Below are 24659 nucleotides of genomic sequence, written 5' to 3' on the forward strand. Positions count from 1 at the left end.
CCGAAAACTCTTACCTGAGGGTGAGTTTCACGGTTCAGACTCCTGCACGGAGGGTCTGAGCCTAGGCTCTCGGGCACTTGGACGGTTGTACAGGAAGGCTCACCGTGCGCGCGTTGCTGTTGCTTGCCCTGACGGCTCTGACCCTGCAGGCAGTCCCGGCTGCGGAAGCGGCTCCGCTCGGCGACGGGTGGACGCTTCCGCAGCTGACGGTCGACGATCGGACGATCAAGGACGTCGAAGGTCGGACGGTGCTCCTGCGCGGCGCGAATGTGAATCAGCTCAACGACTACGCGCAGAACGGAACCGACCTCCCGACGGTGGCTCCGCTGGATCGAACGGACTTCGCGCGGATGGCCACGCTCGGGTTCGACGTGGTGCGACTGAACGTGTCGTGGTCGGCGCTGGAGCCGACCCGGGGCGCGTTCGACCAGGCCTACGTCCAGCGGATCCGCTCCGCCGTGCAGGACGCGAAGGACCACGGCATCTACACCGTGCTCGACATGCATCAGGACGCGTGGGGTCCGTTCGTCGGAACCCCCGCCGGGCAGACCTGCCCACCGTTGCTCGAGCCGGGTATCGGGTGGGACGGCGCACCGGAATGGGCCACGCTGACCGGCGGATGGACGACGTGCAACATCGGGGGACTGCGCGAGGCGTCACCCGCCGTTGCGCGCGCGTTCCAGGCGTTCTACGACGACGAACAGGGGATCCAGGGCCGCCTGGTCGCGACGTGGGCGCGGCTGGCCGCCGAGTTCGCCGACGAGCCCGCGGTCGCCGGCTACGACCTGCTCAACGAGCCGAACCCGGGACTGCGGGACCCGTTCACGGCCGCCGACCAGATCGGCCGTTTCTACCAGCGCGCGATCGCGGCCATCCGGCAGGCCGAATCCGGCGGCTTTCCGCACCTGATCTTCTTCGAACCGAGTGCCGTCTGGTCGGCGTTCGGGATCGACGCGCTCCCGCCGCGTCACTACCTCGCCGATCCGCTCGTAGTGTTCTCGCCGCACCTCTACAGTCAGTCGATCACCGTCAGTAGCGAGTTCCCCTCCCTGGAGACCGGATTCCGGATCGCCGCCGCGGGAGCCGACTGGTACGGCGCACCGCTGTGGACGGGCGAATGGGGCTGGTTCGGTGAACCCGACGAGCAGTCCTCCGCCGTCGACCGGTTCGTCGACGCCACGAACGAGCATCGGATGGGCGGCGCGTGGTGGTCGTGGACGCAGGCGTGCGGCGATCCGCACGCCGTGCGCGACGGCAACACCGAGAAGCCGCAGGGCAACCTCAATCGGATCGACTGCCCGTCGGGCCGGTCGCTGGGGATGGTGGACGGATTCGTGACTCCGCTGGCCCGGGCGTACCCGCGCGCGACGCCCGGATCTCTGACCGACGTCACGTCGGAGGGCTTCGCCGGCAGCGGTCGCGGACGGGTGGAGGCGTGGTATCCCGGCGCCGAGCAGCCGCAACTGGACACCGTGAATCTCGCGGATGTGGATCTTGCGCGGGTGGACGGCGGCTGGCGCTTCACGGCACACGCCGACGGTGACTACTCGGTGAGCAGCCGCTGAGTCGACTCGGATGGAGCTCGGCCTGAGCGATTGCTTAGGAGGTGGGCGGATGTGTGTTGTCACACATCCGCTTTCACCATTCGTTCCGCGAAGGCCGCGAACGACGCGCCCACCGACTCGGGGGTATGCAGCTCGCGGGACGGGTACCACCGCACCGTGTCGATACACAGCGACAGAACCGCGAGGGTGGTGACGTCGATGTTGTCCACCGCGAACTCCCCGTCACGCGTGCCGTCCGAGATGATCGAACGGACGGTGGCGACGATGTCCCGGCGTAGTTGCACCACCCGCGCGTGGTTCTCGTCGTCGAGCGCGGCGAGTTCGTACTGCACGACCCGGGCGGTCCTGTGGTTCTCGGCGTGCCAGTGAGCGAACGCGTAGACGGCGGCACGCAGGCGTTTCGTCGGAGATCCCGCGGTCTCGGCGCCGGCGCGCAGGGCCGCGTACGCCGCGATGTGCCCCTCGAGGCTCAGCCTGGCCAGCACGTCCTGCTTGGACCGGAAGTGGATGTACATCGCGGCGGGGCTCATGTTCGCCCCCGCGGCGATCTCGCGCGTGCTGGTCCCGTGGTAGCCCTTCGCGGCGAACGCGTCGCGCGCGGAGTCGAGTAGCCGCTGCTCGGCCTCCCCGATGGGGCGGTCCGCGCGCGGTCCTGCTGATTGCGATGACATCTGTCTCCGACCTCCGGCGCATCCGCCGACCCGATGTCGGCGTTTCCGCATTGACTTTCCCACACTCTCGTCGCAAACTAAGCGAGCGCTTAGCCGATGGAGGTTGAGTCGGAAAGGGTACGAAGTGAAGAGAGCAGTTTTCACCGCCGATCACGAGCAGTTCCGCGCGGCGGTCCACGACTTCCTGGCGCGGGAAGTGGTCCCTAACGTCGAGTCCCACAGCGAGAACAAGCTGATCGCGCGCGAGGTGTGGCGTGAGGCCGGCAAGCAGGGCATCCTCGGCCTCGAGATTCCGGAGGTCTACGGCGGCAGCGAGGCCGGTGACTACCGGTTCAACGCGGTCGCGACCGAGGAGTTGGCCGCCGTCAACATGGCCCTCGCGTCGAGCTTCGGGATCCATTTCGACATCGTGACGCCGTACGTGGTCGACCTCGCGTCGGAGGAGCAGAAGCAGCAGTGGCTGCCGCGGATGGCGTCCGGTGACGCGGTGGCGGCGATCGGCATGACCGAGCCGTCTGCGGGCTCGGACCTGGCCAATCTGAAGTCGTCCGCCGTTCGCGACGGCTCCGACTGGATTCTCAACGGATCCAAGACCTTCATCACGAACGGCTACACCGCCGACGTGGTGGTCGTCGCGGCGCGAACCGACCCGACACAGCGTTCCAAGGGCATCAGCCTCTTCCTCGTCGATGCGTCGCTCCCGGGCTTCGAGCGGGGACGCAAGCTCGACAAGGTGGGCCAGCCCGAGTCCGACACCGCCGAACTGTTCTTCGACAACGTCCGTCTCCCGGCCGACGCGCTGCTGGGCGAGCCCGGCACGGGATTCGTGGCGATGATGGAACGCCTCCCGCAGGAGCGCATCGGCGCCGCGGTGACCAATGTCGCGCACGCCAAGCAGATCCTGCTGGAGACGATCGAATACGCCAAGGATCGCAAGGCGTTCGGGAACTCGATCGGTTCGTTCCAGCACAACAAGTTCCTGCTGGCCGAGCTGGTCACGAAGATCGAGGTGGCGCAGGCGTACATCGATGCGGCGGTCGCCCAGCACTCCGATGCCGGGCTCAGCGCCGTCGACGCGGCCAAGGCCAAGTGGTGGTCGGCGCAGGTGCAGAACGAGGTGCTCGACCACTGCGTGCAGCTGCACGGCGGCTACGGCTACATGCGCGAGTACCGCGTCGCGCGCGCCTGGATGGACGCGCGCGTCACGAAGATCTGGGCCGGATCCAACGAGATCATGAAGGAAATCATCGGGCGCGATCTCGCGCTGTGATCCTCGCCCTCCCGATCCGTGGGGCTCGTGCGCCCCGCGGATCGGGAGGCCGGCACCAGTGCGTGTCTCCTGTTCGGCGGCGAGTCCCTCTCCACCTGTGAAAGAGGCCCCCCGCGACAATCGAGGGCCACTGTCGGCCGTCGTATCCCTACATGAAGTTCGCCCCGGCGAAAGTGTGTGAGTCGCCACCGCTTCGGTACCCGATTCGATCCTTCTCGATGGAGAAGGCGTATGCGAGGTCGGCCAGGGAGAAGAAGGCCGCGTGGACCGCCGCCCACCCGGCACGTCTACGGCCGCATCGTCGATGACGCGATACTGCCCGTGCGCCGACAATTTCGTCCCCGCACCGGAATTTGCCTTCAGCGCGCCTTGTGACGGCCGGTGGCGCATCCACCGATCAATAAGCGATTGCTTATTCTGGTGGAGCACATCTAGCTGCTGCAGTGCGGCCCTGGCCGACTGCCCCTCGAGGCGTGACCTCCGTGTTGCACGCGCAAGATCAACTGTTCGAACTGTTGTCGTGCTCGGCCAGAACCAGATTCGGTCCACCTGCTTCCGTCTCCGCGGCTGGGATTGACTTTCGCGAGCAACCGCCCCAAACTAAGCGAACGCTTAGCGATCCGCCCTATGGGCGGAGGTCGAGGCGGAACGGGGACCGACCGCGCGGGCAAGCGCCGCGTCGCGCGCGTGGATGACATGTCTGCCCGCGACGACGCTCCCGGCCGGTTCGACCGAGTTCACGTAGGAAGTCACTCTGGCGCGAGTTGGCGCTGTTACCTGTGCCGGCTGCGGCCGGCGGAACGGGAGTTACGAATCATGACCGAAGCAGTCATCGTCGCAACCGCACGTTCGCCGATCGGGCGTGCGGGTAAGGGATCGTTGGCAGGGGTCCGGCCGGACGACCTTGCCGCGCAGATGGTTCGAGCAGCTCTCGACCAGATCCCCTCGCTCGATCCGAACACCGTGGACGACCTGTACCTGGGGGCCTGGGAGCACACCGGTGAGCAGAGCGAGAACATCGCCCGCCGCGTTGCAGTCCAGTTGGGTATGGATGCAGTTCCCGCCGTGACGGTGAACCGGGCGTGCGCGTCGAGCGTGCAGACCACGCGGATGGCGTTCAACGCGATCAAGGCCGGTGACGGTGACGTGTTCGTCTCCGCCGGTGTCGAGTGCGTCTCGCGGTACCCGCAGCAGAACGGCGTCGGGGCCGGCGACGTCCAGTTGCAGAACCCGCTGTTCGCGCCGGCGCAGGAACGGACCAAGCGGCTGGCGGAGACCAACGAGACCTGGACCGACCCGCGCACCGCGGGCCTGCTGCCCGATGTCTACATCACCATGGGGCAGACCGCGGAGAACATCGCCACCTACCGCGGGATCAGCCGGGCCGAGCAGGACGAATTCGCCGCCCGCTCACAGCAGTTGGCGGAGAAGGCGATCGCCGACGGGTTCTTCGAGCGGGAGATCACCCCGGTCATCCTCGCCGACGGAAGTGCGGTCCGCACCGACGACGGACCCCGAGCGGGCACCACGTTCGAGAAGCTGTCCGGACTGCGAACCGTCTTCCGGGAGGACGGCACCGTCACCGCCGGAAATGCGTGTCCACTCAACGACGGTGCCGCCGCGCTGGTCGTGATGAGCGACCACAGGGCCGCCGAACTCGGGCTCACCCCGCTCGCACGCGTGGTGTCGACCGCCGTGAGCGGCCTGTCGCCGGAGATCATGGGGCTGGGCCCGGTCGAGGCGTCGCGTCGGGCTCTCGCGAAGGCGGGCCTGTCGATCTCCGACATCGACCTCGCCGAGATCAACGAGGCGTTCGCGGCGCAGGTGATCCCGTCGTACCGGGATCTCGGCATCGACATCGACCGACTCAACGTCAACGGCGGCGGCATCGCGCTGGGGCATCCGTTCGGTGCGACCGGTGCCCGCATCACGACCACGCTGCTGCACTCGCTGCAGGAGCGTGACCTCCAGTTCGGACTGGAGACCATGTGCATCGGTGGCGGCCAGGGAATGGCGATCATCTTCGAGAGGCTGAGCTGATGACCGAAACGATTGGGACACAGACAACGTCGAACGTGTCGTTCGACTTCACCGGCCAGTCCGTGATCGTGACCGGCGGTGGACGCGGCATCGGGCTCGAGTTGGGGCGCTTCTTCCACGAGACCGGTGCCACCGTGTACCTCGTCGACTTCGACGGCGATGCGGTGACCGAAGCGGCTGCCGAGGTGGGGTGCCGCTGTGCCGTAGCCGACGTGAGCAACAGCGATTCGGTCCAGTCCGTGGTCGATCGCGTGATCGCCGAGACCGGTCGGATCGACGTGCTGGTCAACAATGCCGGCATCCTCCGCGACCGAGTCCTCTGGAAGCTCACAGACGACGACTACGAGCAGGTCATGGCGGTCCATGCGGGCGGGACGTTCCGGTTCAGCCGCGCCTGTGTGCCCCATTTCCGCGAGCGCGGTTACGGCCGCATCGTCAACGTCACCTCCTACACGGGTCTGCGCGGCAATCCGGGCCAGGCGAACTACGCCATGGCCAAGGCCGGGATCATCGGTTTCACCAAGACCGCCGCGAAGGAACTCGCCCGATTCGGTGTGACGGTCAACGCGATCTCGCCCAACGCCGAGACCAGGATGATCGCCTCCATCCCGGAGGACAAGAAGGCCGAGTTGATCGCACAGGTCCCGATGGGCCGCTTCGCCGATCCCCGCGAGATGGCGGCGGCGGTCGCGTTCCTCGCATCGACGAACGCCGGATACATCACCGGCACCGTGCTTCCTGTCGACGGCGGGATCTCGATATGACGGCTCGCTTCGTCGGCCGCGTCGCCGTCGTCACCGGGGCGAGCCGCGGCATCGGTCTCGCGGTGGCGCAGCGCCTGGTCGACGAGGGCGCGCGCGTCGTGATCACGGCGCGCAACCAGGACGCGCTCGACGCCGCCGTCGAACAGTTGGGCGGCCCGTCGGTGGCGCTCGCCGTCGCTGGGCGGGCCGACGACGAGACCCACCAGGCCGAGACGATCGCGCGGGCCGTCGAGGTCTTCGGCCGGTTGGACGTCCTCGTCAACAACACCGGCATCAACCCGGTCTCGGGGCCGGTGCTCGACACCGACCTGGACGCGGCGCGAAAGATCCTCGGGGTCAACGTGCTCGGCGTGATCGGTTGGGCCAGGCACTTCCGGAAGCAGTTGGATGGGGCGGTCGGCGCGGTGGTCAACGTCGCCTCGGTGGCGGGGCTCCGGCCGGCGACCGACATCGGCGTCTACGGAGTCAGCAAGTCCGCGGTGATCGCGTTGACCGCGCAGCTGGCGGCCGAGAACAGCCCGACGATGCGAGTCAATGCCGTCGCGCCCGCGGTCGTGCGGACACGGTTCGCCGGTCCGCTGTACGAGGGGCGTGAGGAGCAGGTGGCCGCCGACTACCCGCTGGGACGGCTCGGCGAGCCGGAGGACATCGCTGCCGCCGTGGCGTTCCTCGCGTCCGACGACGCGGCGTGGATCACGGGGCAGACTCTGGTCGTCGACGGTGGCCTGACCCTGGCGGGAGGAGTGTGATGGCGGTATTCACCTCTCTCGACGAGTTGCGCTCCGCGGTCGGCACCGACCTCGGCGCCAGCGACTGGGTGACGGTCTCCCAGAACCGGATCGACACGTTCGCAGACTGTACCGAGGACAGGCAGTGGATTCACATCGATCCGGTGCGCGCGGCGGACGGTCCGTTCGGCGGTCCGATCGCCCACGGTTACCTCACGCTGTCGTTGCTGTCACGGTTCTTCGATGATCTGATCCGCGTCGAGAACGTGACCGCGGCCGTGAACTACGGACTCGACCGGGTGCGGTTCCCCTCTCCGGTCCCGGGTGGTTCGCGCGTGCGCGGCCACGCACGGGTGGCGTCCGTCGACGACGTTCCCGGCGGCGTGCAGGTCGCACTCGACGTCTCCGTCGAGTGCGACCGGGCCTGCAAGCCGGTTTGTGTGGCGCGGTCCCTCGCCCGATACCTGGTGGAATAGCCGGGTGGGGCCACGAGCACGTGGGCCTGCCGCGCACGTCGTGCGCGGCAGGCCCGTGGTTCGTTTCGGGGTGTCCCCGGATCAGACCATCATGACTCCGACGAGGGCGATGGCCGCGACCCAGACGGTGGACGCCGCGGCGAGGATGAACGGCCGGATTCCGACCTTCTTGATCGTGGCGATGCGGACGCCTGCACCCAGCGCGAACATTGCTGCGGTCAGCAGCGCAGTCTGCAGTGAGCTTGCAGCCGAAAGAAGTCCGGTCGGGAGGACTTCCGTCGAACGGATGACGACCAGTCCGAGAAACGCCAGGACGAAGAGCGGAATCAGTGGTGGGCGTTTGGTCGTGGTGCCCTGGCCGATGGTCCGTCTGCGTTGCATGATGCTGAGGGCAGCCATGACCGGGGCGAGCATGAGGACCCGGGCCAGTTTCACGATCGTTGCCACGGTGAGGGCTGCACCGCCGATGATGCCGCCGGCGGCGACGACCTGAGCGACCTCGTGGATCGATCCGCCGGCCCACAGCCCGGCTTCGGTGTCGTCGAAACCGATTGCACTCGAGATCAAGGGGATCGTCGGGATCATCAGGGTGCCGAAGATCACGACCAGTGCAACGGCGGTGAGGACCTCCTCCTCGTCGGCTTCGACGACGCCGTCCGCTGCGGCAACTGCCGCGGCTCCGCAGATCGAGAAGCCGCAGGCGATGAGCACCCGCTGGGTCCAGGAGAGGCCCAACAGGCTGCCCACGAACATGGTTCCGACGATTCCGAGGACGACGATCGCCACGACCATTGCGATGACGCCCCACCCGAGGCCGAGGATGTCGCCCAGCACGAGCTGCAGTCCGAGCAGGGAAATGCCTACGCGCAGAAGCTTCTTGGACGAGAAAGTGATTCCGGCGCCGAAGCTCGCCGGCAGAACGACGAGATTGGCAGTGAGGGCGCCCAGCACGATTGCGATCAGCAGCGGGCTCAGCGTGGGGACGAAGTGCCTGACGCCCATGGCGACGACGGCAGCGCCGGCGGACAACGCAATGCCCGGCACCAAGGCGCGCGCCGAGTCCAGACGTGATGGGCCGGATGGGGATGGAGACGCAGCGCTGGAGGCGTCGGATTGGCCCAGTACGGATTTCATACTACGACAATCCTTCGTCGACCGGCTGTTCGGTAGAGACCGATTGAGCAACGGGTCATACCGAATTGATATGTAAGCGCGGTCGGCCATACAGTTGTCGCATGTCGCGTCGGTCGCTCGATCACACTGCTCTCGAGTTGCTGGTCGGCATCGCCGACAGTGGAAGTTTGAGTGCCGCAGGCAGGCTGGTCGGGATGGCGCAACCGAATGCGAGTCGCCATATCACCCAGTTGGAGCGCAAGTTCGGGATGACGTTGGTGCGGCGCAGCACTACCGGTTCGGTCTTGACGTCGAATGGCCTGGTGGTTGCGCACTGGGCCCGAAAGATATTGGCCGACATGGACAAGTTGCTCGAAGCCGTCGACGGCCTGCGGGCGGAGCGATCGCGCGGACTTCGGGTCAGCGCGAGTATGACCGTCGCCGAACATCTGATGCCGCTGTGGCTCGTCCGCTTTCGGCAATCGCATCCCGATCTGACAATTCATCTGGAAGTGCAGAACTCGTTGCGGGTGTTCGAACAGGTCTCGGACGGATCGTGCGAGTTGGGGTTCGTGGAGTCGCCCGAGATTCCCAAACAGATCAGGAGTGTTCCGGTTGCCCGGGATCGTCTGGTGGTGGTCGTCCATCCCGAGCATGTGTGGGCCACACGCGGCCGACCGGTCGGTGCTGCTGAACTGGCCACGACACCGTTGATCGTCCGAGAGCCGGGTTCGGGAACCCGCACCACCCTGGATGTGGCACTCGAAAGGTATCCGCGCTGTCCTCCGCTCCTCGAGTTGGGTAGCTCGGGTGCGATTCGCAGTAGCGTCCTGGCTGGAGTGGGGCCGGCGGTGCTGAGCGCGCTCGCTGTCGCCGACCGCGTCGCGTCGGGCGGCCTCGTGGTGGTCGACGTCGAGGGGCTCGATCTCGAACGGACACTGCGCGCGGTGTGGAGTTCGCAAGGCCCACTGCACCCCGCTGCGGGCGAGCTGATCGGGCTGGCAAGCGATTTCGGTGGGCGTCGCCGCATCGACAGTCGGCGGTGACAAAGCGGATCCGTGCACTCGGGACGAGGTCGCGGACGGGGTGGCCCTGGTCGGTGGAGGAAAGAGCAGGACATGGTGCCTGTCGGCGGCGCACAATGTGGGTATTCCGTGACGGGAGGTACCCCGGATGCCGACGCGCACGATCGACGGTCGACGCTTGACGGTGAGCCGGCTCGACAAGGTGCTGTACCCGGCCACCGGCACCACCAAGGGCGAGGTGATCGACTACTACACTGCGATCGCGCCCGCGCTGCTCCCGCACGCGATCGACCGTCCGGTCACCCGGAAGCGTTGGCCCAACGGCGTGGACGAGCCGTCGTTCTTCGAGAAGAACCTCGCCGAGTCCGCCCCGGAATGGCTCAGCCGAAGGGCGGTGCATCACAAGGATCGGACGGTCCGCTACCCGCTGATCGATTCGACAGCGGCGCTCGCGTGGATCGGCCAGCAGGCCGCGCTGGAGGTGCACGTGCCGCAGTGGCGGTTCGTCGACGACGAGCCGGGGCCCGCGACCAGGCTGGTGTTCGACCTCGACCCCGGTGACGGCGTCGGGCTGGCCGAGTGTGCGCGGGTGGCCTTCGCGGTCCGTGACCTGGTCGCGACCCTCGGGTGGGCGGCGTTCCCGGTCACGAGCGGCAGCAAGGGAATCCACGTCTACGTCCCGCTGGACCGGGCGCTGGCGCCGGGTGGTGCGTCGACGGTCGCGAAAAAGGTGGCGACGAGTCTCGAGCAGATGCACCCCGACCTGGTGACGGCGACGATGGCGAAGTCGGTGCGCGGTGGACGGGTGTTCCTGGACTGGAGTCAGAACAACGCCGCGAAGACCACCATCGCGCCGTACTCGATGCGCGGGCGTTCCGCGCCGACGGTGGCGGCGCCGCGCGCATGGGAGGAACTCGAGGATCCGGATCTGCGGCACCTGCGGTTCGACGAGGTACTCGACCGGTTCCGCCGCGACGGCGACCTGCTCGCCGGCCTGGACCCGCCACTGGATCCGCTCGCCGAGTACCGCCGCAAGCGCGACCCCGACCGCACACCCGAGCCGATACCGCGGACGGAAGAAGAAGGCGGCGAAGGAAACTCGTTTGTCATCCAGGAACACCACGCTCGGCGGCTGCACTACGACTTCCGACTCGAGCACGACGGCGTCATGGTCTCGTGGGCGGTGCCGCGGGGTGTGCCGACGTCGCCGAAGGAGAACCGCCTGGCGGTGCACACCGAGGACCACCCGCTCGAGTACGCGAGTTTCTCGGGCAGCATTCCCCGCGGGGAGTACGGCGGTGGCACCGTGAGCATCTGGGACGCCGGAACGTACGAACCGGAGAAGTGGCGGGACGACGAGGTGATCGTCCGACTCTTCGGCAGCCGAGTGCAGGGCCGGTACGCGCTCATCCGCACCGAGGGTGACCAGTGGCTGATGCATCTGATGAAGAGCGACGGCAACGGCGACGGCGCCCGCACCGATTTGCCGCGCGGACTCGCCCCGATGCTCGCCACCGCGGGCACCCTCGATGGTCTCGACCCCGACGAGTGGGCGTTCGAGGGGAAGTGGGACGGCATCCGGTTGATCGTCGAATTTGACGGCGACGCAATACGATTGCGGGGGAGGGAGGGAAACGACGTCACCGATCGGTACCCGGCACTGCAATCCCTTGCGCGGGCGCTGGACGGGCACCGGGTGGTGCTCGACGGCGAGGTCGTGAGTCTGGACAGCCAGGGGCGGAACAGCTTTCCCGCGCTGCAGGCTGGGGGAGCGCCGCAGTTCTGGGCGTTCGACGTGCTCTACCTCGACGGGATCTCCCTGGTCCGCAAGCGCTACGACGACCGGCGTCGCATCCTCGACGCGCTGGCCGCGGCCGTCGACGGGTTGGTGGTGCCGCCCCAGCTGACCGGGTCGGTCGCCGAGGTCCGCGAGCGCAGTCGTGACCTCGAAGGCGTTGTGGCGAAGCGGCGCGACTCGGTCTATCTGCCGGGCAAGCGGGGATCGGCGTGGATCAAGACGAAGAACTGGCTCACCCAGGAGGCGGTCATCGGCGGGTGGCGACGTGGGCGAGGCGCACGGCACGCGGTGCTCGGTTCGCTGCTGCTCGGTATTCCTGAGGAGGCGGGGCTGCGTTACATCGGCAGGGTCGGCACCGGGTTCAGCGAGCGCGACCTCGACCGGTTGACGTCGATGCTGGCGCCCCTGGAGCGAAAGACGAGCCCTTTCGTCGACGACGTGCCGGACGTCGGCCGCGGCGACACGGTGTGGGTGACGCCGAAGATCGTCGGCGAGGTGCGGTATCGGGAGCGCACCGAGGCCGGCCGGTTGCGGCACCTGAGCTGGCGCGGGGTGCGGGACGACAAGTCTCCCGCGGACGTCCGACTCGAGAACACCTGAGTGTCGATCAGACGTCTCTCGGGGCGGAACGGTCCTCCGCCATGTCTGCGTTCTCGTTGCTCAGGACGGACACCAGGTCCTCGAGCGCGAGGATCTCGCGGATTCCGGTCAGGTTAACGCCCAGTTCGACGAGTTCGGTGATGCGTCGTATCCGATCGAGATCGTCTCGGCTGTACCGGCGGGTGCCTCCCTCCGAGCGGTCCGGGGCGAGCAGGCCGCGGCGTTCGAACAGGCGCAGGGTCTGCGGACCGATGCCGGACAGTTCTGCGGCCACCGAGGTGCCGTACCCGCCCCTGGCGGAAGGCGCCGCGGTAGAGCCAGGGCCGCGGGTCGAGTGCTTGCGGGTATCAGTGCTCATCGAATCCTCCGCTTCGTGCAGTGCTGCGGATCGTGCGTCGGACGTCGATCGCAGCGGTCGGGCTGACGGATCCTGTGATCGAAACCTGTGTCGTCAGTACATAGGTAACCTCCTACGGCGCCATCAGACGGGCCCTGACTTGCGGAAATCGTCGTCGCGGACGCTACGATCGAGCGGGCGAAACGCAACGGGCGGGCCAATTCGAGTCCCATGCGCGGCTGCCACCGTGGGTTCCACGGGGGCCACTTCAAGGAAGAGATGAGGGCAAATGCCCCGCACGCAGGAACACGCCGATCGCTACACCGACGCCCTGATTGCGCTCGCGGCCGCCACGCACCGTCCCGCCAATGTCGTGAACACCGCGGGCCGGTACGCGATCCGCGTCGACTTCGAGTTCAATCGCTATGTTCTTGCGACCAACGCGCAGGACGGGCTGACCAACGACGTCGACGCGATCGAGGCCTGGCACGTGGCCTTCTTCCAGCAGTCCCACAGTGTCACCGAGGACGAACTGCTCGCCGAGGCCGAGAACGAGTGGCTGGTGGACGCCTTCGATCAGGCGCTCGACACGCTGCGCAACTCGGGAAAGTGGATCGAGTCGGACGCCAAGTTCGGCGAGCTCGTGAAGTCACCGGTCGCAGCTGATCAGGACTGACGAGTTCACAGCGTCATGCGGCGCCCTCGACGATGGTGACGGGGCGGTCGAGCGCGACCTCGACGGGCGACCACGAGCCCTCGAATTCGAGGCGCTCCACCGCGCGCCCGTACGCGGCCACCAGGTCGCGGTCGGTTTCCGTTGCCAGTACATCTGCCCCGGTAGGGGTGCTCTCGTGGATCTCGACGGTCCAGGTGTCGAGGTCGGTGCGGGCCTCGGCCAGGCCCTGATCGCCGTTGGTGGCGAGGAGGAAGCGCCCGAAGCCGGCATCGGCGCGGATTGCGTAGCCCGCGGGGGTCCGCACGACGGACGCCGGCAGGTGGGTGAAGGCGGCGAACCCGATCAGGGCGTCGGTGTACAGGTCGGTGAAGTACTCGTGCTTGCGTGCCATGACACTCGTCTCTCTTTCGGGCCACCGAACCTCGCGGAGTGGTTTCGCGGATCTCGGAAGCGATGTACCGAACCTCGGTGGTACCGGGCCGGCTGCTGTTTCCTCTCTCGATGGGAGCATCTTGTCTCCTCCAAAGTGTTTAGTAAATCTATACCAGAAGGCATAGATAGCTGCTCGGCGAAGAAGCCGCCGTAGGTGACCGCACTCGTGTCTGCTGGCGTACGAACTGCCGAAAGTAGTTGGGATGCAAAAGCTTCTCCACTATCGGTATCGTCCGATGCAGCCGGGGCTTCGGCTCTACGCTGGTGCCGAACGATGGAGGTGAGGCGATGACGGACGGGGTGGAACCGGGTCGGCAGTGGTACGACCGGGACGGACGACCGATCCCGCAAGAGGAGGCCGAGCGGCTACTGGGGCGGCCGGGGTACGACCGGATCCGGGCGACAACCGTGATGGACATGTCCGACCTGGACTGGATACGCGACATCTCCACGGTGTGGGTGGGCGTCGACCTCGGGGAGGTGGCCGAACCTCCGCTGATCTTCGAGACCGCAGTGTTCGATCGCGATCACACGACACTTCGACATCGCCGGTACGCCACCGAGGCTCAGGCGTCGGAGGCGCACGAGGCGTTCGTCGTCGCTGCGTGCGAGGAGGCGAACGATCCTGTCGTGCTGGAGACGACCGATTCGGTGACGTGAGTGCACCGCTTCCCGCCGCTTGACACGACCGACGGCCACCCGTGCAAACTGGAATCGGGTGCCTGATCGGGAGTGTCGACGGAGAGGTGCGCGCGATGTCGGACAGTGAGATCGTCGTCAAGCCACTGCCCGGTCTGCGGGTGGCAGAGCTCACCGGGGTCGCGGCCGGCTTCGACCCCGAGCATGTCGGTCCGGTCGTCAAACTGCTGTTCGACGATCTGATGGACCGCTTGGCGCGGGACGAGGTCCGGGGCATCGGGCCGGCGCTGGCCTACTACGAGCGCACCCCGGCAGGGGCGGACGTCGTCGTCCATGCCGCGATTCCCGTCGGGCCCGATGAGCGACCGGGACGAGATTTCGCGGTCGTGGATCTGCCAGAGATTCCGCGTGCGGCGACGCTCGAGCACCGCGGCTCGATGGAGAACGTGCTCCCGGCGTGGGCGTCGCTCGAGCACTGGATCGAGGCGAACGGCTACCGCGCCGACGGCCCGGCCCGCGAGCGGTACCTCGTCTACTCGGAGAACACCGACGACTGGGTCACCGAACTGCAGCGGCCGGTCACGCGGGACTGACAACGATTCGCCCGGGCCCCGATCTCGCTCAACGGAATCGACGCGCAGACATCCAAGCCGCCTGTGAGACGTTCACGATGACGGCGGCCGAGTACCTTGGGCGCACCGATCCGAGGAGGCCGACATCATGCGCGCCGCGTTCCACAACGAGCAGGGCGGCACCGAGGTACTGCGGGTGGGCGAACTTCCCGACCCGGTCCCGGGGCCGTCGGACGTCCTGATTCGGGTGCGGGCGTCGGCGCTGGACCGCGTCGACGTCTATTGGCGCGAGGGCTCCCACGGAATGCGGGTCACCCCACCCCACGTCGGCGGTCGCGACATGGCGGGCACCGTCGTCGCGATGGGGGAGGAGGCGCGCAGGCTGCGGCCCGAGCTCTCGGTCGGCGACGACGTGGTGGCGATGGGCCGGCGCGGCGCGCACTGCGAGCTGGCGGTCGCGCCAGCGTCCTGGACGTTCCCGATGCCCGCCGGGTGTTCGTACGAGCAGGCCGCGGCGATCCCGACCGCCGGCCGCAGCGCCTACGACGCGCTGGTGGGTCGCGCCGCGATCCGCCCGGGCGAGGACGTTCTGGTGTTCGCCGGCGGCAGCGGGGTGGGCAGCTTCGGGATCCAGATCGCGCGGGCCGCGGGCTGCCGGGTGTTCACCACGGTGGGAAGCCCCGAGAAGCGTAAGCGTGCTGTGGAACTCGGAGCCGACGCGGTGATCGATCATCACAACGACGACATCGTCGCCCGCGTTTGCGACCTGACCGCCGGCCAGGGGGTGGACGTCGTCCTCGATCACGTGGGCGCACCGGTGTTCTCGGCGGCGATCCGCTCGCTCCGTCCGTTCGGCCGCTACGTCACCACGGGTGTCACGGCGGGACATCTCGCGGAACTGCATCTGGGACGGGTCTTCGAGAGGGGGCTGTCGGTGCTCGGTGTGGGCCGCCCCGATGAACAGCAGGTGCGGGAGACCCTGACCGCACTGCTGCGGCTGGTGGAGCGGGGATCGGTGACGCCCGAGGTGTTCGCGGTCTTGCCGCTGGAGGAGATATCCGCCGCACACGAGCTGATGGAGTCGTCCGGCTTCTTCGGCAAGATCGTTCTCTCCGTCGGAAAGTGAGCAGCATGTACCGACTCGTCGTGCACGGCTCCCACCTGTTGCAGTTCGCGCGCGCGATCGGCGACCCCGAGCCCGCGTACACCGACGTGGACCGATTGACGGTGTCCGGACCGGACGCCCTCGTCGCCCCGCCCACCTTCCTCATGGCCGCCGACCACTTCGACCCGGCATACGCGCGTCGTCCGCGGCCGGGCGTTGCCTGGATCGCGTCGCGTCGGCGCGAGCCGGACCAGCAGGCGGGCTTCCACATGGAGCAGCACTTCACGTTTCACCGCCCGGTCCGCGCCGGGGACGTCCTCACCGCCGACGATCGCCCCGGTGACACGTGGCGCAAGAGCGGTCGCCGGGCGGGGACGATGACCTTCAGCGAGACCCTCACCGACTACCGCGATGCCGACGGCGCGCTCGTCGCCACCGCGCGATGGGTGCAGGCGATGGTGGAGCACACGCCGCCGGTCGCAGCCGACCCTGTCGCACAGCCGAATCCGAGTCCCACCGCCGAGTCCGAGGGTGTCGACGACGGCGACGACGGCGATCTCGTGGTCGGCAGCGCGTGGAGCGTGCCCCTCGTCGCGGACCTCACGCGGGCCCAGATCGTGATGTACGCGGGCGCGTCCGGTGACTTCCATCCGCTGCACAGCGACGACGTCTATGCCCGCGAGCGCGGCTATCCGGGCGTATTCGCGCACGGCATGCTCACCATGGGGATGAGCGGACGGGCGGTCACCGACCGGTTCGGTCACGCGAACGTGCGGTCCTTCGGCGGGAGGATCAGTTCGCAGGTCTGGCCCGGCGACACCCTCACGGCCCGGGTGGAGGTCACCGGTCGGCGGGCCGAGGACGGGGCGGCCCTGCTGGATCTCGCCGTCGCCACGGTGAACCAGCACGGCGTGCGGGTGTTCGACGGGGCGGCCACGGTGCGGGTGTCGTAGCTGCCGCACCGGTTCTGGCGGCGTCGCGTCGCCGATCGGGGGTGCGGCGCCGCGACGAGGGAGCGGCAGAAGTTCGGGGGTGCCCTCGGCAGGATTCGAACCTGTCATGCCTAGACGCGCTCGGAGCGGGTCTACCAGCGACAATGTCCTATTTGTGCTGGTGATTGGCGACGCTACACTGTGCCTAAAGTGGACGCAAGCGGACACGCGATAACTCCTATTAGGCAGGAGATAGGCACGGACATGGCACGAACCAGACGCGGCTTCGGAGCGCCACGCCAAACATCGTCCGGCCGCTGGCAAGCCCGGTACACCGGCCCTGACGGATTGCCGCATAAGGCTCCTCGCACGTTCGAAACGAAGGACGACGCTGTCGCTTGGTTGGCCGGCGAGCGCCGCAAGATCGACCTTGACGCTTGGACGCCGCCGGAACTCGATGCTGAGCCGAAGGATGTCCTTACGGTCAAGAAGTACGCGGAACGCTGGTACACCGAGACGAAGGGGCGGCACAAGCCGCGAACCCGGCAGCTCAACCGTGGCTATCTCGACAACGTCATCCTGCCCGAACTTGGATCGGTGCCACTCGAGAGCTTGACTGTGCAGGATGTTCGGAGGTGGTACGCGAGTCTGGATCACTACCCGACGCGCAACGCCAACGCCTTCTCGCTCCTGCGGACCATATTCAACCAGGCCGTTGATGACGAGCTGGTGCCGGCGAACCCGTGCCGCGTCAAGCGTGCTGCGGTGAAGACGCGGGTCATCGAGCCTGTTGCGTTGACTGCCGCCGAGATCCGCCAGTTGGCCGATTCCATGCCGGCGCAGTGGCGCGCGCTGGTGTTGGTGGCTGGCTTCGGTGGCCTTCGATGGGGTGAGCTGACGGCGCTACGGCGGTCTGATTTCACGTTGACCGAGTCGGATTGCTCGGTGACGGTCGCCCGTGCGGCGGTGCGGATGAAGGGTCATTTCGTGGTTGGCCCGCCGAAGTCGAAGGCGGCGATGCGTACGGTGCCATTGCCGTCTGCTCTTCGTCCCATCTTGGTTGCGCATATCGCGGAGCACGCTGCCCCTGGTCGTGGTGGCTTGATGTTCCCGGCGGATACTGCGGACCTTCTGCACGACAACACGGTGCGTCCGAGGTTTAAGCGTGGTGCGGCGGCCCTTGGGCACCCGAAGTTGCGGTTCCACGATCTGCGGCACTCTGCGGCCACGTTGTTTGCGCAGGCTGGTGCAACGTTGGCGGATCACATGGTGTTGATGGGTCACACGTCGTCGGCGATGTCTGCCCGGTATACGCACAGCACTGCGGCGCGGAACCGGTCACTGGTGGAGGGCATCTGGGAGTAGCCGAGAGTGCAGATGGTGAACTCCGATGGCATGTCGGCTTGGATTCTCTGGGATCGCAGAAGACGGGCAGTCAACCTGCGAATATCGGCTATGTCGCTCGCATGATCTCGGGTTGTGCGTTTCTGGTGGCCTCTAGGTGTACCGTCTTCAAATTAGTCGAACGGAAGTTCGAAGCCGAGGGGGGCCGTGGTCCTATCAGAAGAAGAAATCCGGAAGCTGCGGGCGCAGGTTGACGCTGCCCACGGTTGTGGGGTCGCTGAGCGGGCAGTCCGGCAGGAAACGGATGCTGTGATCGCTGCGGCGTACCGGCGCGCTCAAGATGCTGGTGACAGCGCGCGAGTGCGGGCGCTTGACCAGGATCGGAAGACCTGGATGGACGAGTTTCGGGCCGCGCGCTTCATCGGCCGGAAGCCATCAACGTTGCAGCGTTGGCGTCGGCAGGGGATCGTCCGGGCTGTCAGTAAGCGGGACGAGTTCGGCGTCCGCTGGTCATACAACCGGCTCGATATTCGAGCGGCCCTACATGTCTCGCACAAGGGTCGGCATGTCAGTCGACAGGCGGGTCCGGGTCGTCCGCAGAAGGTAGAGGCTCGCGCTGAGACTCTCCGGTTGCTGGAAGAGGATTCGACAGCGAGTAATCGGGCGATCGCTCGGCAGGTCGGAGTGTCACATACGTTTGTGGCTTCCGTGCGTCGCGAGTGGCAAGAAAACACTGTGTCATGACGACTGTCTAAGATGGTTTTTGAAGTCATGGCCAACGTCGGCCAACACTAATTCTGGGAATCACATCGTGGTTCTGTCATGCCTTGGGGGAGGTGAATTGTGGAGTGGCTGAATGAATCCCAAGCCTGCCTGCTTGTGGGTACGTCGGCGCGGTCTCTCCGCCGTTGGCGTCAGCGGGGCGACCTTCCAGAGTATCGGCAGTGCGTTGGTCGAACGATGTACCGACGTCGCGACGTCGAGGCGTGCGCAGAACTCCAGCGGAGGCGGTACATGGACCGACCGTTGCAGGGCAGGCCGAAGCTCACCGTCTGACCGGTCAACCGAACGCACCATAAAGGCCCCCAGCTTCCACGCTGCCGGGCTGAATCAGCATGCCCGAAGGGAAGTTCCACATGAATGCTCGTCTCGTCACGATCGGAGACGCCGCCGCCTACCTCGGCTGCTCGACGCGAACAGTACGCCGGTACATATCTGCCGGCCGAATCGAGGCCTATCGCGTCGGTAACCGAATGATCCGAGTCGATAGCGCCGAACTTGACCGACTGCTCCGGCCGCTTGCTCACATGGCCTGAACACACCGAGAGGAACCGAGAGATGAGTTACCGCAACAGTACATACAACGTGCTCGAACACTACTCGCCGAGGGCGGACCGAACTCTGTACCGGGTGGTCCCGACCGCCATCACCCGCGAGTGGCGACTGAACGAGGACGAGATCCGAGCCCTACATGGGGCGCTGGGTGAGGCGATCGAGCGTTACGGCCTGTAGGCCACCGGCATAGCTGACTGATTGAGACATGGTGCCGCATAACTCGCGGACGACGAGAAGAGGAACTATTGATTGACGCGAACTGGAATGAGATTCCAGACCCCCAGGTGTGGAAGGCCACCGACCTAGAAGGCTCACGCCGAATGGAATGGCTCGCCACCGGGCGGCTCCCATCAGGCGCAGTCACTTACATGCTGGGTCCCGAGGGGATCGGCAAGAGCCTGTTCCTTGTCTGGCTGACGGCGATCATCACGACCGGGCGGGAGTTCAAGGCGTTCGGCATCCCGCAGCGGCCACCGAGCAATGTTGTGCTCGTGCTCACCGAGGACGACTGGGCGACCATCGCGCGTCCCCGCCTTGAGACGGCAGGCGCTGACCTGGACTACGTGCGGGTGATCTGCACGGATAGTGACGGGTCTGGCTCTCCGGAGTTTCCTCGTGACATCGAGTTGGTCGAAGGGGCTGCTGAGGATGCAGCGTTGGTGATTGTCGACGCGTGGGCGGACACGCTGCCATCGAACCTGTCGGTGAAGGATCCGCAGCAGGCTCGGCAGGCGTTGCATCCGTGGAAGGAAGTGGCGTCGAGGACTGGGGTGTCGATCTTGCTGTCGGGGCATACGAATCGTGAGAAGGGCGGCAACGTCCGCAACGCGTACGGCATGACGGCGGAGCTTCGCAAGAAGGCGCGAATGACGCTGCTCGCACAGCCTGACCCAGATGAGGACGGTGTACTGGTGATCGGGCCGGAGAAGTCGAATGTGACTGCCCCAGTGGTGGCATCCCGATTCCGCATCGAGTCGGTCCAGGTGTTCGAACCGTCTGACGATGGTGATGGGACGGTGCCGCGAATGGACTGGGCTGGAGACGCCGAGCAGTCAGCGCGCGAACTGTTCGTAGCCGCTGCCGCTGCCGAGAGTGGGGAAGTCGGCGATGACCGCGACGACATCGACGCGTGGCTGAAGGCGTTCCTGTCCGAGAATCCTGACTGCCGCCAGAAGGCGAACGACGTGTTCACTGCGGCTGACGCTGCCGGCTATTCGAGGGACAAGGCGAAGCGGGCGAAGGCGCGGCTGAATGTTGATGCAGTCCGGGAGGGCTCGTGCTGGTACTGGGTTCTGCCGGTGGAAGGGAGCACTAGTTGTACTGCCCATGGACGTTGATCAACCTGCTGAAGGGAACGTTCCTGCCGATGGCGGAGTGCTGCCGGTGGTGATTGTAGGTGTGCAACCATCCCGGCAGTGCTGCCCGTCTGGCCTGTTCTGACTGGTAGTGGCGGGCGAAGGCCCATTCGGCGGCCATGGTGCGGTGGAAGCGTTCGATCTTGCCGTTGGTTTGAGGCCGGTACGGGCGGGTGCGTTTGTGGATGACCGCGAGCTCGGTGCAGGCCTGCTTCCACAGGTGCGAGCGGTAGCAGCCGCCGTTGTCCGACAGGACCCGTTCGACCGTGACGCCGCGGGCGGCGAACCACGACACTGCCCGTCGTAGCACTCCGACCGCGGTGGCGGCGGTCTCGTCGTCGTGGATCTCGGCGTAAGCGACGCGGGAATGGTCGTCGATCACGGTGTGCACGAATGCGTGCCCGAGGAGGACATCGCGATGGCGGCTGCGTTTCGTGCCGGGAGTGGTCTTGCGGTTCTGCCAGCCCTGTGGACGCCCGACGTAGCGCCAGCCACCACCGTTGGGGATGTTGCCGAGTTTCTTGACGTCGACGTGGATCATCGAACCCGGATACGGGTGTTCGTAGCGGCGGATCACTTCGCCGGTGCGGATGTCGATGTGGGACAGGCGATTGAGTCGGCAGCGGACCAGGACGGCGTGCACGGTCGAGGCCGGCATGTCCAGCCGCGACGCGATCGCTTGCGGGGACAGTCGGCGTCGCCACCGCAGATCGACGATCTTGCGTTTGGTCGGTTCCGGAGTGCGATTCGGGCTCCGGTGCGGCCGGCTGGATCGGTCGACCATGCCGGCCTCGCCCATCTCCTGATAGCGGCCCGCCCATCTCTTGGCGGTCGGCCAGGACACGTTGAAGTGTTCCGCGGCCGTGCTGATGGGCCAGCCCTCGTCGACGATGCGGCGGGCGAGCAGCAGTCGCCCGCGTGGGGTCAGTGGTGCGTTAGCGTGGACCACGAAGGTCTCCTGTCGGTGAGTGGGTGTCTAAGCAACTCCACTTCACGACAGGAGACCTTCTTCGTTCAACGACCGGCTACAGCGTGTCGTCGCAATCGTTCAACCAACCTGCCTGGGCAGTACAACTAGTACCCCTATCTCCTCTTCATGCTCTCTTACTCCCTTGCAGGTCAGCAATGCACCCTTGCACAGTGAAGAGAGCAAGGGAGCAAAGGGGGCAAGCGTGGAGACATACCAAGGGCGCACCCTTGGCCACTGGCGAATGTCTGGGGAACCGGTGATCGCCAATGTCTGACACCTCCTACATCGAACGAATCCCAACCGACCTCACCATCCACGGCACGCTCGAACCATGCCAGATCCCACGGTGCCGAAGATCAAGACGCGCCCCAACCGAACGGTGCTGCCTCCAAGACGGGGACGGCTGGCAGCACTGGACCCGGCGAACCTGCATCGCCGACTAAGTAGAAGCCACAGGGGCATCCACTGATGGGTGCCCCTTCGTCATGTCAGGAGCCAGATGCGGATAACCACAACCGCCGAAGAGTTGCGGGTTCTCCTCGCTACCTCTGAACTATTCGTCAGCCGCGACTCGAAGCACCCCAGCCTCCACGTCGTCATCCTCGAACGCCACAAGGGCAAAGTGCTCGCCGCGTCCACCGACCGATTCCGGTTCGCACTGACCGCCATCGAGGCCGACTTTGACCACGTGCCCGAGGACTGGCGGATCGCGCTCGATGTCGCGGACATACGCACACTCACGACATCACTGAAATCGCTAGGCGGTGTACGCCAGCGCCGGCAGATCGAGACAACCATCCACGATCAGGACGGGAAGCTCACAGTCTCGACACCGACAGCAGAGTGGACGTTCGACCGTGCCGAGAACCAGGTGCCCGACTGGCGTGGCCTATTCAGTGCGACACCATCCGCATCTGGTGGTGTGCCGGCACTCGTGAACCCTGGTCTGCTCGCCGATGCTGCACGTGCCGCTCGCGGCTCAAAGGACATGGCGCTCATCGAATTGTCTGCTAACTCGACACGCCCAGCTCGAATCACCATCGGTGACCACACCACGATCCTGCTCATGCCCGTTGGCCCAACCAGAGAGAACACGGTCGGCCGGCGTCTACACAAGGAACTCGGAATCGAATGCCAGTGACAGTCATACGAAAACAATCAACGATCAGGGAGGGGACAGTGGCGAAGCCACGAGTGACGGACAGCGACGAGCGCACCGCTGAGGAGATGGTGCAGGCGCTACGCGACGGGGACGACGCGGCGTTCAGGCGTGCACAGGACAGTTGCTTCGAACGCTGGTATGGCGTCGAGGGAACGATGTTCGCTCTCGCATCGAAGCTGTCCAAGTTGGACAGTCGGACAGACGAACCAGAGCCGGCCAAGTCCCGACCAGGCACCTACGGGAAGCAGCCCAAGCCAATCACTACAGAGAAAGAGAACGTCACAGTGACAGAACAGCAGAAGCAGATAGACAGCCTCGCAGCGAAAGTCGAAGTACTACGAGACGCACTGAAGGAAACCGACAATCGGATCGACCGAATCGTAGGTGCCCTCGAAGCGTTCGCGGATGTCCTCGAAGAGGATCCGGAGGCACTGGCGTGAGTGAGCAGAACACCGAGGTGGAGCAGGTCGACACCGGACAGCCCAACGAACAGATCGTTGAAGACGGCACCGAACCCGACCTCGCCGCGCTCGAACACCAACGACAGATCGCCGACCTCACCGAACAACTCGAAGCCGCGAACCAGGCGCTCGCCCGCCGTGATGAGCAGATCGAGAAGCACCGGGTGGCCGAACTGAAGAAGCAGATCGGCACCACCCACGAAGTCGACCCAACTCTGCTCCACGGCAGCACCGTCGAAGAGTTGGAGGCACACGCTATCCAGCTCACAGCATGGCGCAAGACCGTCGAGGCGAAGGTCGTACCCCAACGGCGCGTCCCACTTCGATCCGGCTACGTCCGGGAGTCGAACTACATGAACGCCCGACAACGCGCCGTGCACGGCGCCCGCAACTCCTTCTAACTAGCAAAGGACCACCAATGACCTCAAACATCAACTTCCATCCCATCCCGCAGAGCCAGCAGGCGACAGTGGAAAACTTCAAAGCCAGCATCGGACGCTACGTGGACACCAACCGCGTGGACAGCATCAAGGCCTCGCACAAGGCCCAACTCGAAGCCATCCGGAAGGACCCTCGCCTCACCGCAGAAGGCAAGCGGAGCGAGCTAGCCAAGGCGCACGTCGCGTCCAGAGATCAGATGAACGAACTGCGAACCCAGTTCAAGACTGGACTCGCCGCCGACAAGCTTCGAATCCAACGGCGACTGTTCGGATCCGTCACCGCAGACCCGACCGACATCGTGTCAGCCCGAGACGCACACGAACGGGCAAGCCGAATCAGCAGCCAGCAGGACGCCATCACGCTCCTCGAGCGGGCACAAATCACAGGCGACACTGCACTGAGCCGGGCCATCTTCCACCAGGCGGCCCGACACAACTGGAACGAGGCCATCACCACCCACGCAGAGACCAGCCCCGGCGCGGCAGACGGGCTCAAGGAGCTACGAGACCTTCCCGAGGGCGACATGACCGAGAACCTCGCCTTCGCACTCCCACTGCCCAACGAGTTCGTCGGCATGACCGCTAAGGGCGTGGACGCCGAGCTGCGGAAGTACGCGGACGAATGATCAGGCCGGCACAAGGCAAGCCAGGCACCAGCACGACGCCGTCCAGCCCTCAGGGGTGGGGGAGGGGTCTCGACAAGACCGATGGCGGCCCCTCAGGCATTGCTGCCAAAACCTACTTAACCCGAATTTTCCACACCTGGAATCTTGATGGCTGACGGTGGATTGGTGGCTGCATCGCTGACGGGAGACCACATGACGGCGCTCAGGGCATTGCGGCGTCGGT

General features: G+C 66.1%; 28 protein-coding genes. 22 read left to right on the forward strand and 6 right to left on the reverse strand.

Going from position 1 to position 24659, the window contains the following annotated elements; translation table 11 throughout:
* Nucleotides 1–104 precede the first annotated feature (104 nt).
* Nucleotides 105–1565, forward strand: a complete 1461-nt coding sequence (locus HUN07_RS06430) for a glycoside hydrolase family 5 protein (protein WP_114718101.1) — start codon at nucleotides 105–107, stop codon at nucleotides 1563–1565.
* A gap of 59 nt (nucleotides 1566–1624) precedes the next feature.
* On the opposite strand, the gene HUN07_RS06435 is transcribed toward HUN07_RS06430, so the two are convergent.
* Nucleotides 1625–2236, reverse strand: coding sequence for a TetR/AcrR family transcriptional regulator (locus HUN07_RS06435; RefSeq protein WP_114718102.1), 612 nt, complete (start codon nucleotides 2234–2236; stop codon nucleotides 1625–1627).
* Between the two features lie 124 nt (nucleotides 2237–2360).
* On the opposite strand from HUN07_RS06435, the gene HUN07_RS06440 reads away from it, so the two are divergent.
* From HUN07_RS06440 to HUN07_RS06460, 5 genes are all read left to right on the forward strand, one after another.
* The gene (locus HUN07_RS06440; RefSeq protein WP_114718103.1) at nucleotides 2361–3506 is read left to right on the forward strand and encodes an acyl-CoA dehydrogenase family protein; all 1146 of its coding nucleotides are present in this window, start codon (nucleotides 2361–2363) and stop codon (nucleotides 3504–3506) included.
* An 816-nt stretch (nucleotides 3507–4322) separates the two neighbouring features.
* Nucleotides 4323–5546 carry an acetyl-CoA C-acetyltransferase gene (locus HUN07_RS06445; protein WP_174908612.1) on the forward strand — a complete coding sequence of 408 codons (1224 nt, stop codon included), beginning with the start codon at nucleotides 4323–4325 and terminating at the stop codon, nucleotides 5544–5546.
* Complete coding sequence (locus tag HUN07_RS06450; protein WP_114718105.1) at nucleotides 5546–6310, forward strand: SDR family NAD(P)-dependent oxidoreductase; 765 nt, start codon at nucleotides 5546–5548, stop codon at nucleotides 6308–6310. Before HUN07_RS06445 ends, HUN07_RS06450 begins: the two co-directional genes overlap by 1 nt.
* Nucleotides 6307–7059 carry an SDR family oxidoreductase gene (locus HUN07_RS06455; protein ID WP_174908614.1) on the forward strand — a complete coding sequence of 251 codons (753 nt, stop codon included), beginning with the start codon at nucleotides 6307–6309 and terminating at the stop codon, nucleotides 7057–7059. The genes HUN07_RS06450 and HUN07_RS06455 overlap by 4 nt, the downstream gene beginning before the upstream one ends.
* The gene (locus tag HUN07_RS06460; RefSeq protein WP_174908616.1) at nucleotides 7059–7514 is read left to right on the forward strand and encodes a MaoC family dehydratase; all 456 of its coding nucleotides are present in this window, start codon (nucleotides 7059–7061) and stop codon (nucleotides 7512–7514) included. Before HUN07_RS06455 ends, HUN07_RS06460 begins: the two co-directional genes overlap by 1 nt.
* 81 nt (nucleotides 7515–7595) lie before the next feature.
* Here HUN07_RS06460 and HUN07_RS06465 read toward each other — a convergent pair whose 3' ends face one another.
* Nucleotides 7596–8648: a YeiH family protein gene (locus tag HUN07_RS06465; RefSeq protein ID WP_174908618.1), complete on the reverse strand. Its 1053-nt coding sequence runs from the start codon at nucleotides 8646–8648 to the stop codon at nucleotides 7596–7598.
* Nucleotides 8649–8749: 101 nt separating this feature from the next.
* Here HUN07_RS06465 and HUN07_RS06470 point away from each other — a divergent pair, with 101 nt between their 5' ends.
* Together HUN07_RS06470 and HUN07_RS06475 are read left to right on the forward strand one after the other, a co-directional pair.
* On the forward strand, nucleotides 8750–9673 hold the full coding sequence (locus tag HUN07_RS06470; protein WP_174908620.1) for a LysR family transcriptional regulator: 924 nt from the start codon (nucleotides 8750–8752) through the stop codon (nucleotides 9671–9673).
* Nucleotides 9674–9800: 127 nt separating this feature from the next.
* A complete protein-coding gene (locus HUN07_RS06475; protein ID WP_174908622.1) occupies nucleotides 9801–12050 on the forward strand; it encodes an ATP-dependent DNA ligase in 2250 nt (749 codons plus the stop codon).
* Between the two features lie 7 nt (nucleotides 12051–12057).
* On the opposite strand, the gene HUN07_RS06480 is transcribed toward HUN07_RS06475, so the two are convergent.
* Nucleotides 12058–12408 (reverse strand): MerR family transcriptional regulator, encoded by a 351-nt coding sequence (locus HUN07_RS06480; RefSeq protein WP_174908624.1) that lies wholly within the window; start codon nucleotides 12406–12408, stop codon nucleotides 12058–12060.
* Between the two features lie 268 nt (nucleotides 12409–12676).
* Between HUN07_RS06480 and HUN07_RS06485 the strand changes: the two genes are divergently transcribed.
* Nucleotides 12677–13063, forward strand: coding sequence for a hypothetical protein (locus tag HUN07_RS06485; protein ID WP_174908625.1), 387 nt, complete (start codon nucleotides 12677–12679; stop codon nucleotides 13061–13063).
* Nucleotides 13064–13076: 13 nt separating this feature from the next.
* Here HUN07_RS06485 and HUN07_RS06490 read toward each other — a convergent pair whose 3' ends face one another.
* Nucleotides 13077–13454 (reverse strand): hypothetical protein, encoded by a 378-nt coding sequence (locus HUN07_RS06490; RefSeq protein ID WP_174908627.1) that lies wholly within the window; start codon nucleotides 13452–13454, stop codon nucleotides 13077–13079.
* A gap of 329 nt (nucleotides 13455–13783) precedes the next feature.
* Between HUN07_RS06490 and HUN07_RS06495 the strand changes: the two genes are divergently transcribed.
* From HUN07_RS06495 to HUN07_RS06515, 5 genes are all read left to right on the forward strand, one after another.
* The gene (locus HUN07_RS06495) at nucleotides 13784–14155 is read left to right on the forward strand and encodes a hypothetical protein (RefSeq protein ID WP_174908629.1); all 372 of its coding nucleotides are present in this window, start codon (nucleotides 13784–13786) and stop codon (nucleotides 14153–14155) included.
* Nucleotides 14156–14250: 95 nt separating this feature from the next.
* A complete protein-coding gene (locus tag HUN07_RS06500) occupies nucleotides 14251–14727 on the forward strand; it encodes a GyrI-like domain-containing protein (protein ID WP_174908631.1) in 477 nt (158 codons plus the stop codon).
* Between the two features lie 127 nt (nucleotides 14728–14854).
* Entirely contained in the window at nucleotides 14855–15832 is a 978-nt protein-coding gene (locus HUN07_RS06505; RefSeq protein ID WP_174908633.1) for a quinone oxidoreductase family protein, read from the forward strand.
* A 5-nt stretch (nucleotides 15833–15837) separates the two neighbouring features.
* A complete protein-coding gene (locus HUN07_RS06510) occupies nucleotides 15838–16764 on the forward strand; it encodes an FAS1-like dehydratase domain-containing protein (protein ID WP_174908635.1) in 927 nt (308 codons plus the stop codon).
* A 243-nt stretch (nucleotides 16765–17007) separates the two neighbouring features.
* Nucleotides 17008–18108 carry a tyrosine-type recombinase/integrase gene (locus HUN07_RS06515; protein ID WP_174908637.1) on the forward strand — a complete coding sequence of 367 codons (1101 nt, stop codon included), beginning with the start codon at nucleotides 17008–17010 and terminating at the stop codon, nucleotides 18106–18108.
* Between the two features lie 195 nt (nucleotides 18109–18303).
* On the opposite strand, the gene HUN07_RS27260 is transcribed toward HUN07_RS06515, so the two are convergent.
* Nucleotides 18304–18426, reverse strand: coding sequence for a hypothetical protein (locus HUN07_RS27260; RefSeq protein ID WP_302675475.1), 123 nt, complete (start codon nucleotides 18424–18426; stop codon nucleotides 18304–18306).
* Nucleotides 18427–18930: 504 nt separating this feature from the next.
* Between HUN07_RS27260 and HUN07_RS27380 the strand changes: the two genes are divergently transcribed.
* The 4 genes from HUN07_RS27380 (at nucleotide 18931) to HUN07_RS06535 (ending at nucleotide 20759) form a co-directional block, all read left to right on the forward strand.
* On the forward strand, nucleotides 18931–19143 hold the full coding sequence (locus HUN07_RS27380) for a helix-turn-helix domain-containing protein (RefSeq protein ID WP_217487191.1): 213 nt from the start codon (nucleotides 18931–18933) through the stop codon (nucleotides 19141–19143).
* 80 nt (nucleotides 19144–19223) lie between these two features.
* Nucleotides 19224–19403 (forward strand): helix-turn-helix domain-containing protein, encoded by a 180-nt coding sequence (locus HUN07_RS06525; RefSeq protein ID WP_254622822.1) that lies wholly within the window; start codon nucleotides 19224–19226, stop codon nucleotides 19401–19403.
* Nucleotides 19404–19425: 22 nt separating this feature from the next.
* Nucleotides 19426–19599: a hypothetical protein gene (locus HUN07_RS06530; protein ID WP_174908641.1), complete on the forward strand. Its 174-nt coding sequence runs from the start codon at nucleotides 19426–19428 to the stop codon at nucleotides 19597–19599.
* A gap of 68 nt (nucleotides 19600–19667) precedes the next feature.
* Nucleotides 19668–20759, forward strand: a complete 1092-nt coding sequence (locus HUN07_RS06535) for an AAA family ATPase (protein ID WP_174908643.1) — start codon at nucleotides 19668–19670, stop codon at nucleotides 20757–20759.
* Here the strand turns inward: HUN07_RS06535 and HUN07_RS06540 are convergent.
* The gene (locus HUN07_RS06540; RefSeq protein WP_174908645.1) at nucleotides 20734–21726 is read right to left on the reverse strand and encodes an IS481 family transposase; all 993 of its coding nucleotides are present in this window, start codon (nucleotides 21724–21726) and stop codon (nucleotides 20734–20736) included. The two genes, HUN07_RS06535 and HUN07_RS06540, sit on opposite strands and share 26 nt — an antisense overlap.
* A 520-nt stretch (nucleotides 21727–22246) precedes the next feature.
* Here HUN07_RS06540 and HUN07_RS06545 point away from each other — a divergent pair.
* From HUN07_RS06545 to HUN07_RS06560, 4 genes are read left to right on the forward strand one after another with little or no spacing between them, the layout of a single operon-like run.
* On the forward strand, nucleotides 22247–22888 hold the full coding sequence (locus HUN07_RS06545) for a hypothetical protein (protein ID WP_174908646.1): 642 nt from the start codon (nucleotides 22247–22249) through the stop codon (nucleotides 22886–22888).
* Complete coding sequence (locus HUN07_RS06550) at nucleotides 22879–23349, forward strand: hypothetical protein (RefSeq protein ID WP_174908648.1); 471 nt, start codon at nucleotides 22879–22881, stop codon at nucleotides 23347–23349. Before HUN07_RS06545 ends, HUN07_RS06550 begins: the two co-directional genes overlap by 10 nt.
* A complete protein-coding gene (locus tag HUN07_RS06555; protein WP_174908650.1) occupies nucleotides 23346–23771 on the forward strand; it encodes a hypothetical protein in 426 nt (141 codons plus the stop codon). The genes HUN07_RS06550 and HUN07_RS06555 overlap by 4 nt, the downstream gene beginning before the upstream one ends.
* A 17-nt stretch (nucleotides 23772–23788) precedes the next feature.
* Nucleotides 23789–24436, forward strand: a complete 648-nt coding sequence (locus tag HUN07_RS06560) for a hypothetical protein (protein WP_174908652.1) — start codon at nucleotides 23789–23791, stop codon at nucleotides 24434–24436.
* Nucleotides 24437–24659: the final 223 nt, after the last annotated feature.

Origin of the sequence: Rhodococcus sp. W8901, assembly GCF_013348805.1 — a bacterium.
GTDB lineage: Bacteria > Actinomycetota > Actinomycetes > Mycobacteriales > Mycobacteriaceae > Prescottella.